Below are 18506 nucleotides of genomic sequence, written 5' to 3' on the forward strand. Positions count from 1 at the left end.
CGAGGGCTCCTATCTGGTTTCGTAGTGCTGGTGGTCATTATCTATTTCTTAGAGTTTGCACTAAACACTCTTACAACAAATAAATCTGGTTACTACAAGATCCCCACTTACAACGATAAGGGCATTACCCGAATAGTTCCTCAGGTCCCATTAAGTGACCGTCTTTTTTCTGACTCTGAAGTTATGGATTTTGTAACTGAAGCTATGTACAACACACTCTCTCTATCTTTCGATAGTTATGAATTGTCTATGACAGAATCAGCATTACTATTCTTTACTACTTCTGGCTGGAAGTCATTCTCAAGCGCAGTTCAAGAAGCAGAAATTTTATCAACCATTTTCTCTAATAAAGAAATTATTGAGTTTTACCCTACCCGAGCGCCTTTTATGGAATACAGTGGCACAGTTGACGGGAAAATTGATGGAAGATTCACAAAAGATGCCTACTGGGTATGGCGAGTTAAAGTTCAGGGCAAGATTATGAAAAAATCTTTGAAGGTTAAAGACGCAACTGAAACTGAGCTCGAGGCTATTCAGAATCAAAGGCACCAGGCCGCTAATGTAACTTTCTGGCTTGATTTACAACGTGTGCCAAAGGGTAAGGGGGCAAGTGCAGTTAAGATCATAAGTTCTTCTAATTGGGATGTTGATTGGTTATGAATATTCCACGACTTATTCGCATACTTAAATTCGACTGGCCATTTGTGCTTGCTATCGTTTTATCTGTTTTAGCTATTTTTAAACTTTCCGAATTCAATGAAGAACTATTAGGGAACCCGGATAGAGTTTTTCTTTATTCTGATGGTAATGGTGGTTACACAAGGGCCTTTGTATCACGTGACCCACGCTATACAGACGAGAAGGTTGTCAGGTTTCTTCGTCGTATGGTGAGCTCATGCTATACCGTCGATTATAAAACCGCTCAACACCTAATGAACGGTGAACGCGATAACGATTATGCCAACTGTATTGAAAAGCACTTTGCGCCAATAGCCGCCACATCACTGTTCAATGTTTATCCTACTGACCCTATGATTGAGGCGATTCTTATGTCAGAAGGTAAGGCTAACGTTGTTGTTCCTTACGATCCTATCGTTACCTTAAAGAACAAACCTGGTAAGCCTTTAGTTTGGGTAGTTGAGGTTCCGATAATGGTAACAGTCCAATCGGTATCAGGAGACCAAACAACCTCATTCATTGCTCACTACACAGTTCTACCTGAACCTAGAGCGGATAACGCAAGTTCATTACTCATCGACAGGGTGGTTTTTAGATGAACGTTAAAGACCTATTCAATTTTATTAGTACAGCTTTGGGGAAGACTCCGTTAACAGGAAGACAAAGTTCGAAGTCTACTGAGGATAGCTTTGTTAAAGGGGATACCTTTAGTTGCCAATCAATACCCTCCAGCGAGGTTAACCGTAACCACGATGCCGTGTTTGAAACAGATAAACGTCATAATTTAATCTATGACAATTTTAAGTCTGTCCAGCGATCTCCATACTACGCTCTGGTTTTATTTTTCTTAGCTATTGTTGCATTTTTATACGCCTTGAACCTGTTCATAGATACCACAAAGATTACTTCAACAAACTACTTTATTGCATCAACGACAAGTGATACTGCTGTATACCCAATACCCACAGATAAGCATATCTTGCCGACTAAGGACCAAGAAAGAAACCCTGGCGAAACTTACTCTGAAGAAGAGTCAGAAGTATTAGTTCGTGAATATCTAGTTGATAGCCTTAAAGACTGTTTTTCAATGAACTACTTAAATGCAGCAACAGTACTGTCTAGGTGCAAGTCCAACCATTTGGACTCTGAAACAGACACCCAAGACATATTTATTGAGCTTCTAAGAGCAAGTAACTATATAAATATAATGAAGAAATACCAGACTTCTGCATTACTCCACGTAGACACAAGCTCTATTAAACTTTTGAACAAAGCAATAGCTCAGCGTGAAGCCGTACCTGGCAGCGGCGTTATGCGTAGCCGCGCTGTCTGGATTTACCAACTTAAGATGCATTATACGATGGAGAAAGTTTCTGTCTCTTCTCCCACCTTGTGGCAAGTTGAGATGATCAGAGAATCTGCTTTCAACAAAGAGTTCCCTGTTTCTATCTTCAAAATACGCGATATCGAGTGAGTGAACATGAAAAGTCAAAATAAAGAGCTTCAAGTTAACCCGAGAAACTTTCAACCGTCTTTGTTGCAAAAAAATTTACATAAATCACGCAAAGGAAAGTCAAAAACTAAAAAAGCGTTGGCAAAAGCTCCAAACTACTATAGAGACCTTTTTCAGCCAATTGAAGGGGTCTTTAGCCGACCTTCATTTGGCGAGTTTCAATTCACTTACTGTGGATACATGATAGCTAACCAGCGTGAGGGTGTTCTCAATATCTATGTACCACAAGAAACAGACTCCCCATTACTAGAGTCACTCGAATCATACGGGTTTTATCTATGTAAAAAGTACCCTATTTCTGTACCCAATAGCTCTAGATCCTCAAGACTTCTTATGAAGCGCTATCTTTCAGAAAAAGTATCAGATCAGCAAGCTGTGGAGACAATAATGCAGTTAAAGATCATGCTAAATGCAGCAATAAAAAAACAACAACAAAGTGAGGATTTAGATATATCGGCAATGCCTAGCCTCAGTCCTACAATATTTAAGTCACTAAAAGATATCGGTATAAATAAGCAATCAGAGTTAAGGAAGGCAGACTTAAATGTTTTGTTCCATAAGATCAAAAGTGGAAACTCGAAGAGCTATAAAGGGGTACGCTTGTTATTTCAGCTACATTGCTTAAGAGAGGATACTCAAGTTCCTTACTTATCTAACGATACCAAACAACGCTTAGTTGATTCTTATAATTTTTTCGCCAAAATTAGAGGATACGCCCCTCTGACTTATATGTTTTACAGCTAGAAAATAACCTTGCATTAGTTTCTTTCGACATGCAATTAAACCATCAGTTACAAGGTAACCAGTCGCTCATTAGGCCTCTATTTATTAGTTAGTTTCAAACAGCAATAGATGTTGAATGTATGTAATTCTCCACAAAACATATGGTGACGTTAGCTAGGTATCGTTCACCATACTACAAGTGCTGATTCCCTCATTAACCCTATATTTTAAATCCTTCGATTCTAGTTTCCTTTACCTCTACTGTTAGCTTGGGGTGTGGTAACTGTCCTCTAGCCAGCATTTGAATAGGATTTCCTGTTCGTTTTGTAGTGGTTTCTTTATTACTTTTTTCATACGCTACTTTGGGTGATATTGAAGACTCCCAGTAAAGAAGGTCTACTGGAAGAGCGCATAGAAATTGTAGAGGTTTCCGTGTCTTGAACTCACCGTGAACTAAGCGCCTTTGTGCATATGAGTAAATTAGATCCTTTTCTGCACGAGTGGTGGCCACATAGAATAGCCTAAGCTCTTCATGAACATTGTCTTTCTCATTACCTTTGAAGTGTGCTTCTTCTTCGCAGCCAATGACATATACACGCTTAAACTCTAAGCCCTTACTAGCGTGTTCTGTCATTAACTGAACCGCACTAGCCCCTTGCTCACCAGAATCCACCAGCATGTTAAGTTCTTTGATACAATCATGTAAGTGTCCATGAACCTCAGTGAAAGCAAAAAGGCGCTTTGTTAAGGTAATGACGTTTTGCTCTCTTTTATTAACTTCTGAGATTACTTCTGCTGTCATCTCTTGAGTTTTATACTTCTTCTTAGCGTTATCTATAATTTTGGGTTTGAACAGCTCGACCCAGATTTGATGCAAACCTTCCTCTAAGCCAGAAAGTACTTCTCCCCACTTATTTCTCAGTTCAGAATCACTAAGTTCATAGTTATTTATTTTTGCTAAGTCAGTGATTGAACCGCATTCGAACAATGCTTCTTTGATAATTGAGTGGCACTCCAACAAAGAGGCAAATCCAAGCTTTCTATCTTGAGATTTTACAGTTCCATACGTGGTCATGTACTTACAGTATTCAATAACTGTTAGGTTTTTATCAATGAGCTTTTGGCGCATAGTTACGCCCTTAGTTTTAAGGCTTGCTGCATCAATGACACGTGAAGCAGCCATAACATCCTTCTCATTAGCACAGAAACGTAGGAATGCACTCCAGTCCTTTACTTCTTTACTATCAAAGAAATCCTTGTCGCCAACAACTCGGTATTCTACCCCATGCTCAATAAGTTGAGCTTCAATTGGGTCTTTGATTACTTTTGAACGATACAGAATGGCAATTTCTTCTGGTTTTAATTCACCAGATTCGATAGCCTGTTTAATCTCATTGGCTGTCGTAATTGCCTCATCCTTGTCATTGGCAAATTGTCGGGCAATTGGCTTATCACCCTGAATATTTGCCATTGCTATCATATGTCCGTCTGTAACCTTTTGGTCTTCATGCATTAAGTCAGCAATAGCATTGGCCACATTTACAACTTGTTCAGTTGATCGAAAGTTCTCTCCCATCTGAACAATCTTCATGTCTCCGAATTCTTTTTGAGCATTTAGTAACTGACCGACATCTGCAGCCCTGAAAGCATAAATACTTTGTTTTTCATCACCAACCATAGTTAGGTTATTGCCTTGACCAACAATAAGTTTTAACAATAAGCCTTGGACTGGGTTAGCATCCTGATGCTCATCGGCAAGTACTGCTTTAAACTGGTTTTGCAACCAGGTTCTAAAACCTACATCATGTGTGAGAATTTTTACCGCATGGACGAGAATGTGGTCGTAATCAATAGCATTCAGCTCAATCATTCGTCTGTAGTAGACCTTCCAGATACAAACGCAATGGCTTAACAAGGCTTTCTCATCAAAAGTCAGATTTGGGTTGGTTTTGGACTGGTGCTCGAACTCAGACTTAGGACCACGACCATAGGACAAGGATAGCCCCATGAAGTTTTGAACATACTTTGCACCACCGTGCTCTTTTAAGAACTCATAGTCTGAGTTCGATAATGTTTTCTTAGCTGACTCATTTATTAGTGTAAGGGACTCAGTTTCATCCAAGATAACTAAGTCACTCGATGTATAACCGCACTTTACAAAATATGGGTGTTGCTTTTTGATGGCAGGTTTTATGACTTGGTTTAGTGCAAAGGAGTGCCAGTTACAGATAACAGCTTGATAAGCTTTGATACCTATACGTAAGTAAAGACGCTCTAACATTTCCGCAGCAGCTTTCTTGGTAAAGGTTATGGCACAAAGTCGACAGGGTTCCAAGCCTGACTCAATGAATGTCGCGGCCTTCTCCACAATAACGCGAGTCTTACCACTACCTGCCCCCGCATTAATCATGCAAGGTACTCCAGTCGTGTTGACTCCTTCATACTGACTCGCGGTTAATTTCATTCTCATCCCTCCCATTTAAGTGTTTATATATGGTATTTTAATTCAACCTCAAAGTCAACTTTAGTCTATTGTTTTTTGTTGCTAAATGATATATTTCATTTAACGGAGGATTGCGTCTATGTTTGAATTTTTGGGTGTAACAGCAGCTGACGGTCTTGAGCAACTTAAAGAACCGGAAAGGTCTTATTACGAATATGTAATAGAGCATGGCGACACGGGGCTGTACAAAGCCATGCCGTGGAAAAGTAAACGAGATTTACTTCTTACTTACAAAGGTGAGATTGAAGAGTGTACTTTAATCTCTAGCAAGCTAAACAATATACATCCTAAATACATACGTACAATCATGAGAAGCGAGAATGGTTGGCCAGGAGCTGACCAGAAAGCCAAGAACGGTTCTGGTGATTTAGGAATAATACAAGTTAACCCTAAGGTTTGGGATCAAGAGTTTCGTAAGCTTGGTGTGACTATAAACTGGGAAGACGTCAGAGATGATGTATGTGCAAATCTATTTATTGGTGGTGTCATTCTGGCCAGAAGATTAAACGCAACGAATGACATTTTTAAAGGCCTCGCTAACTACCATCGATATGCAACTTCAGACAATAAATATTTTCATTACTCGTACCGCCTGAAAGCAATGAAGCACTTTGCTGATATTGAATCTGAGTATGGTCGTTGGATTTCTCACCGAATACACGCAGTCAATAAACTAGGAGAATAGCCATGTGGGTCGCTATTGCAGAGAAGTCTTCTCAAGCTGAAAAGATCGCATCAGCTTTGAATCTTAGAAAGCAAGGTGGATTATATTCAGGCTTCTACAAAGGGCAAGAACTGATCCTTTGGTATGCCGCAGGTCACTTCCTCGAACTGTCTCCCCCTACAGAGCAAATACAGAACTTCAGTTGGAACGATCCACGTACTCACGAACGCATCCCTCGCAAGGTTCCTTATAAAGTTTGTCCGGACATACCAGCTCGTGACGGATACCCGGCAAGAAAACCAGGAGAGCGAATCCAATTACTTAAACAGTATGTCGACAAAGCGACTTTAGTCATTGGTGCTACAGACCCAGACCGAGAAGGTGAAGTCATATACCGTAGCATTTTAGATTTCCTTAAATACGATGGCCCATTAAAACGAGTTTGGTTAACAAAGGGGTTATCCAAGGATGCAATACAAACCTCTTTCGATGAAATGGTCGATGCATCTCAATACTACGGCGAATATTTAGCTGGGTCTAGTCGTCGTATGGCAGATTACGCAGCCATGGTTCTAACTGCCACCTACACTTATTACTCAAGAAGGGGAATGCTTGGAAAGTACCTAGGCTCAGGGGATAAGAAAAGCTCAACGACATCTGTTGGTCGAGTTCAGTCGACTGTTGTAGGTTTTACTTACCATCGTCATCAAGAAAGAGCAAACTTTAAATCTGTAACTCACTTTCGTCCGGTACCGCTGATCAGGTGTAACGGCGCTGTAAGTTTTGAAGGCCGATACCTTCCAGAGATAAAAGACTCCGACTATGACTCCCCTATCCCTGGCGTAAAGTGGGATGAAAAAAATCTAGCATCCAAAATATCGCCTGATATGTCTGAGGAAGAAGTCGAGGAGTTAACCATAAACAATAGACCTAAACCTCTTTATATCGACAAATCTATTATGATGGATTTTACGGAAAGGCTTAAGCAAGCGTGCATATTGGATTTAGATATAAATGAAAGTATGGCGACTTCTGCCCCACCAAAGCCTTTATCACTGACCAAACTACAGAGTCTGATTAGCAACGCTAGTGCCACTGATGTCCTCAATGCAGCACAACGCCTATACGATTCTGGTTTTATCACTTACCCAAGAGGTGAAGAACAAGAGATTTCTGACAAAGATTACAACCCTAGGGATATTGCGGACAAATGTACTCAACTAGCAAAATGGGACCAATTTGGCCAAGCCGCCCTTAAAATCGCTGCCATTCAAACGGGACAAGACGATACCTGCGCAAGTTTCAAACCAAGCTGCTATACGCCAGGAGATAAAATACACGATGCTCTAGCTCCTGTTGTTATACCTAAACCAGGAGAGCTACAGGGGCTAGATCTTCAGGTCTTTGAAGAAATTACGTCGCATTACTTGCAAGCACATTTACCTCCATCAAAATATTTAGTTCAAGAAGGGGTTTTAAAATTCGATACCCATGGGCTTTTTGGAGAACCGGTATCTAGTTTCAAGATCACAAAGCGATCTTGTATAGAAACTGGGTGGGAACATTACTTTAAAGGTAAAGAGACCGTCCAAACTATCAGCTTAAACGATTTAGACAAAAGCAATGTTTCAATTCCAGATGTTGAGCTAAAGGAGTCTACTACAACTAAGCCCCCTCTCTTCACTGAGGCCTCACTACTTTTTGCGATGTACCATGCGGCAAAATTCGAGCCTAATCCTATTCTTAGGAATTCACTCAAAGAATCAAAAGGCATTGGGACACCAGCTACTAGGCCAACTCAAATCGCAACTATCTTAATGCGTGAGTTCGTAGCGTATACTAGCAAGGGTAAAAACCCTTCGATTGATATCACCCCAAAAGGGATTGAATTGTATAAGGCACTACCTGATTCATATAAAAGCCCTGGTACTACTGCCAAATGGGAACTCAAACTTTCTGACATGAGTAAACTCCCTCAACGAGAAGCAGAAGCAGCGTCTCTGGAATTTATAAACACTCAAATTGAAAATACTGAAAAGCTAATAGGTTTCCTGAATAAAAACCTGTTTGATAAAACACCAAGAGACGGTGTGAATCCTAACATGCCACTTTCAAACCAAACCAAAGATAAACTTCAGAAGCGTTGTAAAGGGCTCGGACTACCAATGCCCAGACAGGCCTTAGCAAGTGAGGCTAAAGCGAGGCAATGGCTACGAGAGCACCCTTGGTTGGTAACTGACGCTATGCGAAGAAAGATTTCACAAATATGCTCTTTCAAAAAGATCCAGCCGCCAGCGCTTAAAATGACTGACTTTGGTAAAGCTCTAGAATTTATAAAAGTTCACGAAGATGATGTCCCAAGTACTCCATCTAAAAAGTTTCTTGATTACGCAAAACAGTTGGAATCGAAGACTGGCCTGAAAATTCCTTCTCAAGCGATTAGTAACGCCAAATTACTATCTAAATATGTAGAAGAGGCAAAACGTATTAAGAAACCAAGTAAAAAGACTATTGCTGCTATTAACGAGCTGGCTAAAAAGCTAAACGTTAGGGTTCCTGCTAGTGAATTAGAAAATGACGAAAGAGCAAAAAACATACTTAGCCGTATGAAAGCAATGATTGCTACAGCATCAAAATAAGGGGTTCAAGTAGATATGATGAATGATATTCTCAAAAGGTATAATATTCTCGAAAAGTATAAACAGGCGTTCCTAACTTCTGACTTTTATAATGACCAAAAAGTTTTAGCACCGGATGATTTAGTCCCGATGATAAGAGGGTTTCTCCATGCTAATGGGGAAGATTTATTAGTGGACAATCACACTAATATCTCTGCGTTCGCCAAGTCAGTCTTTGCGGAGACCAACCAGGAAAAGTTCGAAAGCTTCTTAACCGAACTAAAGTTACTTGTAGACGAGCTTAATTTAGACTTTAGAGGTTCTGCCGACATACCTAACTATGACAATCTCTCTATTACGCTTAGCTTCGACACAGCAAGCGAAGACCAGATTGATAGATTGATCCGTTTCGTCAGAAATAACCTCACGAATAATTTCCGAGCATCAGGCCAATACCCTTTAGCTGTATGGAAAGCTTTCATTATCTCCTCAGATTGCTGGTCGGTAGAGTTCCGATTCTCACCGAGATGGGAATTTAAAGAAGATATCCAAGGATAGAAGATTTAGAGTTAATGGTGTTAAATGCTGGAGGACATTATCAGTATTGGCAAATCAACTAACTAGGAAGATCTATGCACAAGGTGACTACGATATTAAAAACAAACATTGGGAACGTGGAAGGTTACTTAGATGAGAGCGGTAGCCTGTTTATTCTGAACCCGCCTAAGATTGAAAATCGCAAGCTTGCTCACTTCCTCCCAACACCTTCACAACGTTCAAAAGATGATGTGGAACAAAACCCGAATAACTACCTAAAGGTCGAGGAACCGAGTGAGTTCGAAGGGGTTTGGGAAGTGAGTGGACCAAATGTAGGAAAAGGGGATGCGTTCACACCTTATCCTTTTATGTTTAAGAGAGTAAGCCCCCCATCTGAAGGTAGTTAATACGGCACAACTATATTTTGGGTGGTTTCTTAATTGTCAAGATAAATATTTTTAGGTGCGGTTATTTCTAAATCGAATTAACAAACCGTAATTTGGACTTATAGACAGGGTCTTATTCAGTTAGTTAGTGTTCACTGACTGATATTTTGAATTTTGCTATTTATCCACAAATGATCCTCGAACTGCACCTTGATAAACTTTTTTTATCGCACTATCTTGATACCCGTGAGCTCAAGTAGTTCAGTGCATGGAAGCAAATAGTAGCTGTGCTTAGTTTCTTTCGTGATATTAAACTGGAGCTCAAAATCACTTAAACCCCACCATAGGCAGGGTTTAAGAGAGAAGCCAAATCGAGTAGCTGCAACTACTCATTATGGCTGCTGGGTATCATTCTCGACACCTGACACACGAGACTATAGATCACCAGTAGCCTATTTGGCAATTTTCTTGTTCAATAGTTAATGGTGATTAATATGTACCCACAAAGGTTTATCTATCTGATTATGAGAGTATGGAAAGCAATGGTCTCGGTATTCAAACTCAATCCACACATATGTATCAAAGGGTTAATGTATCTAGTCGAGTTTTTTAGAGACTAATCCATTTGTATGTACACACTTCTTAAGGTGTGTACATTATTTAGACAAAAATGTTAAGTCCGTGTGCTCTAACTTCTTATACACATTTGGGTATTGGGCTCGAGAAATCTTTAAGTTTAAAAGACCTTGGGCTATTTCATCACTTTTAAATTCGGAGAGGTCAAGTTTACTTTGCAAATATCTACCATAATCAAACATTCTATTTACCTTAGCTTGTAATACTCCCAGCTCAACTAGTTGATATTCCGCATCTTCTCTCCAACTAGGCCTACGGCTCGACTGCTTATTCTCATATTCATTTTCTACTCTAGCGGATAAGTACTGAGTCTTACTTAGTATTTTTGCCATTACCAGAACAACATCTATGTCTGCGTTTTCCATGCATTTTGTGAATATGGCTGTTGTATTGGCCAAATCTAGTTTCGGTGGTACAGGCTTCTTACCTGTTCTTTTCGGCATACCTTTCCAAAATTCAATTGATTCGGTGTAGAAGCTAGCCATCTCAGTTGTGTATTTAGTTAAGTCAGACAGAGTTTGAGGTAACAATGCTCTTGCTGCTAAAAGTTGGCTCTCTCGATTCTGTTCTTCGTGATATTTAGCTGCATAAACCGCCAATAAGCTTGCTGTAAAAGCAATCATTGCTGCATTCAGAGTTTGCCAATGAGACCAAACTTCTTGGACATATGACCAATTTCCACCACCATCAAACCATGGCTTTAATATCATCATCACGAAATACACCCCGATCAAAATACAACCAAAGGTAGAAAAGTATACTCTTACAAAAGTATCCAAGAGAGTTTTGGGAGACCCCATTCTTTTCTGTATTGAGCTAAGAAATTCAGTACTGATACCGATAACTTTGCGAAGATAATTGGCCCCATCACGAAGCTTCTCTACCCCAGATAGTTCTTTATCCATGTTGTACCACTCCTAGTAAACAATTTTTTAAAGCTTAAGGTTACCAAATTGTACTCGTTTCTATGCATAATGAGCGCGATACTCAACCACAGTCAACTAAGAGGTTCATAGTTTCGTGTCTATGCTCTAGATAGCCGATTAGGTTGAGGAGCTCTCGGAAGGAATTAGACCAAGCGTAAGTAGTAAGCTTACGCTTGTTAGAAGAGTTCTTAGTGAGGATTAGAGACGTTCTTGGTCAATGAGTTGCTCTAACGTATTTCAAATGTATTCCCGTAGGAGTGATATTGGTTAAATCTCGACTGTATACATACCCATACTTTTGTAAGAGGTCAATTGAGTGATACGTCCAGCCAGCGGCAAAGGCTACACCAGCCAAGGCAAAATAAACACAGATTTTATTAGCTAGCTGCATTGCGCTTTGAGAGTAAACTTCATTAATTTTTTTTCCGCACAACATAGCTTTTGGGGCCATAAAAAAAATACAACCTAACGCCCCTAATAATCCAATCGGCACCCACAGAGTTAGAACGGATAGCTGAACAGTGTCAGCTTTATTCAATAGTTCAAGATAGTCTCTATAGACTACATAAGATGGATAGCCCCAACAAATTATCCCAAACAAAAGAACAAAGATACCAGCCAAACGTAATCTTGTTTTATGTGACATTCTCAAGCATCCTTACGACTTGATTAGAAACTTTGTATTCACCCCAAACAACCTCAATTAAGACATATGTTGCTGTAACAAATAGCGCACCAACCATTACGGGAGCTCCCAGAGCTGCCGTAGCAAATAACAGAACTTCACCAGCTGCTGTTTGCAACATGAATTTGAACATATCGGCACCTACATTGCCAAACCAATCCACTAAGTGATAGTCGTCTTTAAAAACTAAGTCGCTGGTGGCTAGACTAGCGGACACCACAAAGGTTAAGGCACCCGCACCCTTGAAGTTTGCAGTTCTAGATTGAGGACTAAAGCCTGCTTGCACCGACTTAAATGAATTTAGAGGGTACTTCTTACCATTCATATTAAGCCGAGTACCATTGACAAACGCATGCCGTAGCACTTTGCCATTCTCGTTTGTCCCTGAAAATGCGACAAATAATTTACCTCGACTTTCTACCAAATCAGCTTTAACGCCTAGATCGCCAAACTGTTTAGCAATTGATATCGCATTAAACATAGGCTCTGTGTGATTGAACCAAGACTTAGCGGTGTTAATGCTCAAGGCGATAGCAGCGACATCCTTACCAGACTCCAGCCAAACGTTATGTAATATTTTATGTGCATCCTCTAAATCTGTAATTAACACATGCTGGTGGTTTTTAGCCATTTCATCCCCAAGTGAACACTGTAATCCTATTGAGTCACTGAGAAGCTGAGGAGCATTCAATCCTAGAGAAGTAGGTCCTAACCCTGCTTTTTCTCTATCTCTAAGAACCCTCTCACGATTTTCTGCCCATCTTTTTTCATCGCTTGCTGAAGGAGTTAATTCAGCTCTACGCTCTCGTTGCTGACGAGCGAAGAGCTCTTTTGTGGTTTCTCGTCTTTCTTCTGGGGTAACAGGGGCAGATTCATATCTCATAGGATCATACTTACACTATAAAAATATGATTATATCAATATTTTCAATACGTTATCATTATCAACAATGCCGATTTACGCTTTAACTGCCAGAAAAGCCATTATGGCTAGTTAAATGTTCACATTGAAACCTAAATCACATCAACTTGAACTCAAGTAGAAAGCTTTTAAAGAATAGTTCCCAAATTGGTATGTAATTTATGATATCGATACTATTCATCTCAGACCACTGAGTTGCTTTAATGTGTATGGTAACCGATCGCTGATGGATAGTAGTCCTTCCATAATGGCACATTCTCGTGTTGAACAACTTTCCTATAGTGGAATACCTTACCCTGCTCGTTGCACCAATTTTTTAGATACATCTCAGGTAAAAAGTGATTGTCTTTTTTTACGCTCAATGAAGCCTCCATTTTCTCTTTTAACGCTGCATTATGGTGCTACAAAACCTTACCATACCACCGGGCTTATACCTTACTACTCGAATCTATAGTGCAATTACAGTGTCTCTCCTTGCTCATGAATCGTATACTCAAAAACCTATGGTTCACAGATGTGCACCAGGCCATCTAACCATCCCAATAGCTCATGCTCTTCCTTACATTGCACCAGTACATAGCTGGATATATAATTACTGTATATACATACAGCAGTCAGACGTGTTTTTAAAATGGGTGTTTTACAAATATTTGATCAGTCAATAAATTGCGGCATAACAGGCTTTGAAGACCCAACAAGCGGGAGTGTCCGTAAATCCCTGTCATTGTCAAAACAGCTAGTTCATCATCCTAGCGCAACCAAATTAACTGTTGCTCATCAAGATGTACCTTACTTCGGTATTTCAGATGGCGATTACCTGCTTGTTGACTCAAGCCTACAACCTGAAGCAAACGACTGTATTTTGGTTGAATACCTTGGCGAAAACGCTCTTGTGTCATTTCAAGAGATACAAAAGCAAGAAGATATTGTAGTTCAAGGCGTTGTATCTGCTCGTTTTCATTGGTACAGAAAAGGCCATTCGATACCTATACATAACTCATTGAAAGAGTTCGACCTTCATGAGTTATTAATACCTCCTGAGCAACAACATACATGTGTATTGATGCGTGCAAACGGTAAGTCTATGTTACCAATCATTGATAACGGAGATTTGCTACTCCTTAACCGCAGCCTCTCATTTAAAGAAGATCATCCCGTTATCATGGCTTTAAATGGTGAATTGGTATGTAAGAGGTTGAACAAAAGACTGAAAAAAGCATACAGCGACAACCCAAAGTTCAGATCTGTTTATCTATCATCAAGTGACGAAATTCGCATTTACGGCTGTGTCTCTATGGCTATCCGAATTTACCGGAGAGAACTTCGTGGCCGTTAAATCATTCGCACTAATAGACGGAACGGGATTTTATGCGCACAGTAGTGCTCAATTTCATCCTGGTTTAAAAGGGAAACCAGTACTCGTGTCAGCAGGCCAAGGTATTAGTATTGCCGGAGCAAATATAAAGGAATTTGGGATACCCAAGTTCTCTCCTATTTGGGAAATCGACTCTAAAGTTGCCATGCATCATGGCGCAATATTTAAGTGTAATTTTAATACCTTAGGGCAGATATCTAGGAACTTTAAGCAATCACTTATAGATGTTTCCGAGGGGCTACCCATTTTTCATTACAGCGTCGATGAATCTTGGGTGGAGACTACGGAGCTACTGAAGAATGGCATTGACCTGGAAAGCGAAGCTTGGCGTTGGCGTGAACACATTTGGAAAACAACGGGGGTTCCTACAGGAGTCGGGATTGGTCCTAGTTTAACTCTTTCAAAACTGGCTTCGTTTGCAGCCAAAAAACTTCAGGGTAGTAACGGTGTATTTGTCATTAGTAAAGACAATTTGATTCAGACATTAGAAAAGGTACCTGTTTCAGAGGTTTGGAACGTAGGCAGGAAGCTATCTAAACACTTTTCTCATATGGGCATTTATAGCGCGTTAGATTTAGCTCGCCAAGATCCTAAAAAAATGCAAAAAGCCTTTTCGATTTCCGTCGCCAACACGGTCCATGAGTTAAATGGCACACCTGTCTACAATTGGAACGACACACGACCTAAGAAGCAACAAATTTGGTCCACCAGCTCATACCGGGACCGCTTACAATCAAGGGAGTCCATAATGTCGGAATTATCTCTTCACCTTGCAGAAGCATTTTTTAAGTTACGAGCGCAAAAATCAGAAGCCCTGGCTATAACAGCATTTGTGTCCACATCCATACATGACGATCCTCAGGAGCAGTTTAAGGCTAGCCGGAGCATACACTTAAGTTACGGTGTATGCGATACCTCTGTAGGTCTAAAGACGTTGAGAGCTATTCAGGGTGACCTTATTCCTACTCAACCGACAAAAACGCGCATTTATAAAGTTGGAGTTGGCCTTACTAGTTTAATCGACGCAGAGCACAAGCAAGCAGATCTATTTGAACATGATGTTAATAACCATAAATTAAGCAAAGCAATCGACTGCATTAATACGCGCTTTGGGAAAGGAACAATAGAATTTGGAGCACGTACAAAGCGGTACTCAGAGCGACCAGGGAATGTAAAGTTGCTAGAGCTGGAGAATTATTTCAGCGATTTTAATGAGCTACTTGAGGTTAAGTGTATCTGAATGTATTGGGTTGTGTGAATTAGTGAGAATGCAATCTGTCAGTTTGGTCTCCTGAGGGTGATAAAATCTGACAGGTTGTTCTATATTGCTTCTGCCCTATTACGAGTTTAAGCATTAAGGTAACGCTTTTTCTGCTTTTCAATCATTTCTTTATACAGTTTAAATCCGCGACGAATGCTCTCATCGGAAAAGCCAATGCCATACCCTAGGTCAGAAAGTTCAGCAGCGAGGTTTTGTTCCAACTCCGTGTAGGTTAGTTTTTTAGGGTTGATTGAACGGTCTTGGTGTAAAATCATTCCACAAAGGTAGTTTTTAATCTTACTGCGTGGAGGAGAATTAAGGTTGTTGGACTGATACAAACTTATTGTTTCATCTATTTTCCTGCCCCCGATAGATTCTAGCAGCTTGTTTAGATTAATAATCTCTTCTATTGAAGTAGCGCATTGTATTTCAGCTCGGATATTATTTGCTTGAGAGGCATATAGGGATTGTTTAAACCATGCCGTTACCCACTTTATCTCATTGTCGGAAAGAGGCCTAGAAACATCAACACTCATATTGACCCAATCAATAAGTTCCACTTTGTCTGATGAACCGCAAAACTCAAGAGCCATCCAAGCAGAGAGGTGCTCTTCTTCAACTGTAAATTGTCTTTCCTCATTTGCTAACGTCCGAGATAAAGCTTCCTTTGGAACCAGTTTTTTTCTGGTAGAGTTATCCAAACCAAAAGACTCACGATAGAACTGATGAAGCGTATATGGCGCACTGTAAAAACAAAGCCCTTCACTCTTTTTCTCAAAAGGGAGGTGGAAGTAGTGCAAGGCTTCTCTATAATCATAAATACTAAAGAAAAGTGTTGGCGAATACCTGTGATAAAAGGTGTTTTTATATTCTCGAATAGGAGACAATGCGGTGACAAATTGCTCATCAATCATCTGAGCAATGCTAACCAAATCAGGTGATATTGTTTGCAGCTCTTGCTCTAAATTCTCACCCTCCCAATTCTCAGCCTCTAATGCCCTTTCTACTTCATGCTGTAAACACAGAGTGATATCTTTAACCCAAAATCGATCGGAATGGTTTAGATCAAAATAATAGTCGCTAAACACAAATGCATGAAAAGGACCATCGATGATCTTGTCTGGTTCTATGTCACTTACTGAGAATGCAGTTTCAAGCTCAACCCTTTCTAAACATGTTTTAGATGCATCCAGAAGAAGACCGTATGCTTGTTTATAAATTGCTACATCTTCAGGATAAAGCTCGCATATTGCTTCTCTGTAAGCCTCTTGGCAAATAAAGTCACAACAACTGCTTTCTGAACTTCTTTTAAATCCGGCAATTAGCTCTCTAGACACAACCTACACTTCCAACAAAAAAACAAGTTCAAACCTAATCTAATTTACCTTTTTTTTCAATGACTCCTATCGAGTTACTGATCCGTTAGGTTATGACTTTTCTAACACCAAACTGGAAATTAATTCTTTATATTCAATATGTTCTGTTTAATGGAATCTATGTATATCACAGACACATTTCACACCCATAATCTCAACGAATTGTCAAGGTCAAGAATTAATGCGTTTGTGCTACTGTCCACGGCTTTTCCATAAGATAAATTGGTTTCATTCATTCAAGGTAAATCATTGCAATTTAAGGAGAACTAATGAAATCAAATGTGCTCCCCTTTAAGGGAAAGCGAACGTCTAAACTTGAGACAGGTCAAGAACCACAAGTTACTGTACAAGAGCTCGCGCCCAGAGAGTTGTTTGATATGGCTTTTGGCGATGAGCAAGGGCGAACAAGGCTAAGAGAAATGAAGCGGAGGGAATATGGGTTTAGTAAATAATCAAAGTACTGAGTATGAGAAGTACATCGACGAACAAGAAAAGCTAGTCGGTTTAATCAGAGTGACTGGGGCAAGGATGTACGGCTATGGGTATGACGATGCTGTAGAAGACTGCCAAGACAGAATCAACATGCTTGAAAATGAACGTGAGTTGTTGGAAATCACGGTACATGAACAAGAGGAAAAGTTAAGACAAGTAGGCTCTCATTTAGGTGCCGGGCTCAGTAAGCTTAGGTAATCAGGTCTAACGCTGAACGCACCCCAAAAGCTATGCCATCCAGTCCATATTATTTTTTAGTCAGTTGGTCATTAAGTGAGAAGACCAACTGACTAATTTGGAAAAGTTCGAATTACACTTTGCGAGTCTACTTAACTAATTGAGGGAATTTCAATCATTATGCTCTTGTTATAGCAATCACCTAAGATAAAAAAACCAAGTAATAAATCAGCACTTACTGCCTACCAGTGCTCTCTTTATAGTCTGGGAACCTTTCCTGATATTGTTTTGCAATAGAATGATAGCTATCTTTTTCTGTGACAGCCCGGCCCCCTTCTAAAAACAAAATATGCCTCACAGGTATACGTTCACTGAGTAATTCTTCTAGTTTACTAACATCGAAACTTTTGCCCAATTTGCATTTGCAAACCGTATTTACTAGGCCCCCCATTGTGGATACCTTTTGCCACTCACGAGCAAGGGTATCAATATCATTATCAGTCCAAACTTTCGGATTAGGAGGTGTACCATTATGGTAGAATGCAAGATGATGGAGAATACAGGTAGACCCCTTAGGATTTCGGTCACCTATAGGTGTACCATTTGGTTTGCTGGAATAAAACTGCTCCCATACAACAAATCCTTGTTTGTTAGGTGCTACCTGACGGGCTATCTGAGATGAAAAGTGAGAGATAGGTGGTTGATAATTAGGTTTCAGATAGTCCCAATTTGGCCGATCACTTTTTGCTTCAAACAAACATAGTTTCCCGACTCCCTTGTCATAATCAATCAATAAAACACAAGCATCAACGCCCCATGCTTGCTCTTCATTTGATTTCAACTTCTGTGAAAATGCAGCTGATTTTAACGGTAGCCTAGCATTAATCCTATTACGAATTTCTGCAGTTAGGACAGATGTATATTCATTTTCACTAGAAATGATACCTATACTAAAATCGGTTCGAAGATCAACATCAACCTGATTGATCAACTTTTCTATCAACTCTCTCGTTTCTCTGTCAAATAGTGCCATTT

Annotated in this window: 17 protein-coding genes; 11 read left to right on the forward strand and 6 right to left on the reverse strand. The window is 39.9% G+C overall.

Annotation, left to right across the window (positions count from 1 at the left end; genetic code table 11):
* Positions 1 to 24: 24 nt before the first annotated feature.
* Genes R8N49_RS14590 through R8N49_RS14605 form a run of 4 tightly spaced genes read left to right on the forward strand, consistent with a single transcriptional unit; the run spans position 25 to position 2935 of the window.
* Positions 25 to 660, forward strand: a complete 636-nt coding sequence (locus R8N49_RS14590) for a DotI/IcmL family type IV secretion protein (RefSeq protein ID WP_318135555.1) — start codon at positions 25 to 27, stop codon at positions 658 to 660.
* Positions 657 to 1277, forward strand: a complete 621-nt coding sequence (locus R8N49_RS14595) for a DotI/IcmL/TraM family protein (RefSeq protein ID WP_025633995.1) — start codon at positions 657 to 659, stop codon at positions 1275 to 1277. Before R8N49_RS14590 ends, R8N49_RS14595 begins: the two co-directional genes overlap by 4 nt.
* Complete coding sequence (locus R8N49_RS14600) at positions 1274 to 2152, forward strand: hypothetical protein (RefSeq protein WP_025633994.1); 879 nt, start codon at positions 1274 to 1276, stop codon at positions 2150 to 2152. Before R8N49_RS14595 ends, R8N49_RS14600 begins: the two co-directional genes overlap by 4 nt.
* Positions 2153 to 2158: 6 nt before the next feature.
* Positions 2159 to 2935 (forward strand): TfoX/Sxy family DNA transformation protein, encoded by a 777-nt coding sequence (locus R8N49_RS14605; protein WP_025633992.1) that lies wholly within the window; start codon positions 2159 to 2161, stop codon positions 2933 to 2935.
* A 199-nt stretch (positions 2936 to 3134) separates the two neighbouring features.
* Here R8N49_RS14605 and R8N49_RS14610 read toward each other — a convergent pair whose 3' ends face one another.
* The gene (locus R8N49_RS14610) at positions 3135 to 5378 is read right to left on the reverse strand and encodes an ATP-dependent helicase (protein WP_025633991.1); all 2244 of its coding nucleotides are present in this window, start codon (positions 5376 to 5378) and stop codon (positions 3135 to 3137) included.
* Between the two features lie 118 nt (positions 5379 to 5496).
* Between R8N49_RS14610 and R8N49_RS14615 the strand changes: the two genes are divergently transcribed.
* The 4 genes from R8N49_RS14615 (at position 5497) to R8N49_RS14630 (ending at position 9643) form a co-directional block, all read left to right on the forward strand.
* Positions 5497 to 6102 carry a transglycosylase SLT domain-containing protein gene (locus tag R8N49_RS14615; protein WP_025633990.1) on the forward strand — a complete coding sequence of 202 codons (606 nt, stop codon included), beginning with the start codon at positions 5497 to 5499 and terminating at the stop codon, positions 6100 to 6102.
* A 2-nt stretch (positions 6103 to 6104) separates the two neighbouring features.
* Complete coding sequence (locus R8N49_RS14620) at positions 6105 to 8720, forward strand: DNA topoisomerase (RefSeq protein ID WP_025633988.1); 2616 nt, start codon at positions 6105 to 6107, stop codon at positions 8718 to 8720.
* A gap of 15 nt (positions 8721 to 8735) precedes the next feature.
* Complete coding sequence (locus R8N49_RS14625; protein WP_025633985.1) at positions 8736 to 9257, forward strand: hypothetical protein; 522 nt, start codon at positions 8736 to 8738, stop codon at positions 9255 to 9257.
* A 74-nt stretch (positions 9258 to 9331) separates the two neighbouring features.
* Positions 9332 to 9643, forward strand: coding sequence for a hypothetical protein (locus tag R8N49_RS14630; RefSeq protein ID WP_025633984.1), 312 nt, complete (start codon positions 9332 to 9334; stop codon positions 9641 to 9643).
* 635 nt (positions 9644 to 10278) lie between these two features.
* Here R8N49_RS14630 and R8N49_RS14635 read toward each other — a convergent pair.
* The 3 genes from R8N49_RS14635 to R8N49_RS14645 all read right to left on the reverse strand — a co-directional run bounded on the left by R8N49_RS14635 (position 10279) and on the right by R8N49_RS14645 (position 12752).
* Positions 10279 to 11163 carry a hypothetical protein gene (locus R8N49_RS14635; protein WP_025633983.1) on the reverse strand — a complete coding sequence of 295 codons (885 nt, stop codon included), beginning with the start codon at positions 11161 to 11163 and terminating at the stop codon, positions 10279 to 10281.
* A gap of 235 nt (positions 11164 to 11398) precedes the next feature.
* Entirely contained in the window at positions 11399 to 11830 is a 432-nt protein-coding gene (locus R8N49_RS14640; RefSeq protein WP_025633982.1) for a hypothetical protein, read from the reverse strand.
* Complete coding sequence (locus tag R8N49_RS14645; protein ID WP_025633980.1) at positions 11820 to 12752, reverse strand: hypothetical protein; 933 nt, start codon at positions 12750 to 12752, stop codon at positions 11820 to 11822. The genes R8N49_RS14640 and R8N49_RS14645 overlap by 11 nt, the downstream gene beginning before the upstream one ends.
* Before the next feature lie 669 nt (positions 12753 to 13421).
* On the opposite strand from R8N49_RS14645, the gene R8N49_RS14650 reads away from it, so the two are divergent.
* Both R8N49_RS14650 and R8N49_RS14655 read left to right on the forward strand, forming a co-directional pair.
* The gene (locus tag R8N49_RS14650; protein ID WP_054574980.1) at positions 13422 to 14126 is read left to right on the forward strand and encodes a S24 family peptidase; all 705 of its coding nucleotides are present in this window, start codon (positions 13422 to 13424) and stop codon (positions 14124 to 14126) included.
* Positions 14116 to 15405: a hypothetical protein gene (locus tag R8N49_RS14655; protein ID WP_025633977.1), complete on the forward strand. Its 1290-nt coding sequence runs from the start codon at positions 14116 to 14118 to the stop codon at positions 15403 to 15405. The genes R8N49_RS14650 and R8N49_RS14655 overlap by 11 nt, the downstream gene beginning before the upstream one ends.
* A gap of 107 nt (positions 15406 to 15512) precedes the next feature.
* Here R8N49_RS14655 and R8N49_RS14660 read toward each other — a convergent pair whose 3' ends face one another.
* The gene (locus R8N49_RS14660; protein ID WP_025633975.1) at positions 15513 to 16763 is read right to left on the reverse strand and encodes a hypothetical protein; all 1251 of its coding nucleotides are present in this window, start codon (positions 16761 to 16763) and stop codon (positions 15513 to 15515) included.
* A 474-nt stretch (positions 16764 to 17237) separates the two neighbouring features.
* On the opposite strand from R8N49_RS14660, the gene R8N49_RS14665 reads away from it, so the two are divergent.
* The gene (locus tag R8N49_RS14665; RefSeq protein WP_203347291.1) at positions 17238 to 17492 is read left to right on the forward strand and encodes a hypothetical protein; all 255 of its coding nucleotides are present in this window, start codon (positions 17238 to 17240) and stop codon (positions 17490 to 17492) included.
* A gap of 214 nt (positions 17493 to 17706) precedes the next feature.
* Here the strand turns inward: R8N49_RS14665 and R8N49_RS14670 are convergent, their stop codons facing one another.
* Entirely contained in the window at positions 17707 to 18504 is a 798-nt protein-coding gene (locus tag R8N49_RS14670; protein ID WP_025633971.1) for a hypothetical protein, read from the reverse strand.
* Positions 18505 to 18506 lie beyond the last annotated feature (2 nt).

The sequence above is a fragment of the Vibrio sp. 1978 genome (assembly GCF_033344345.1).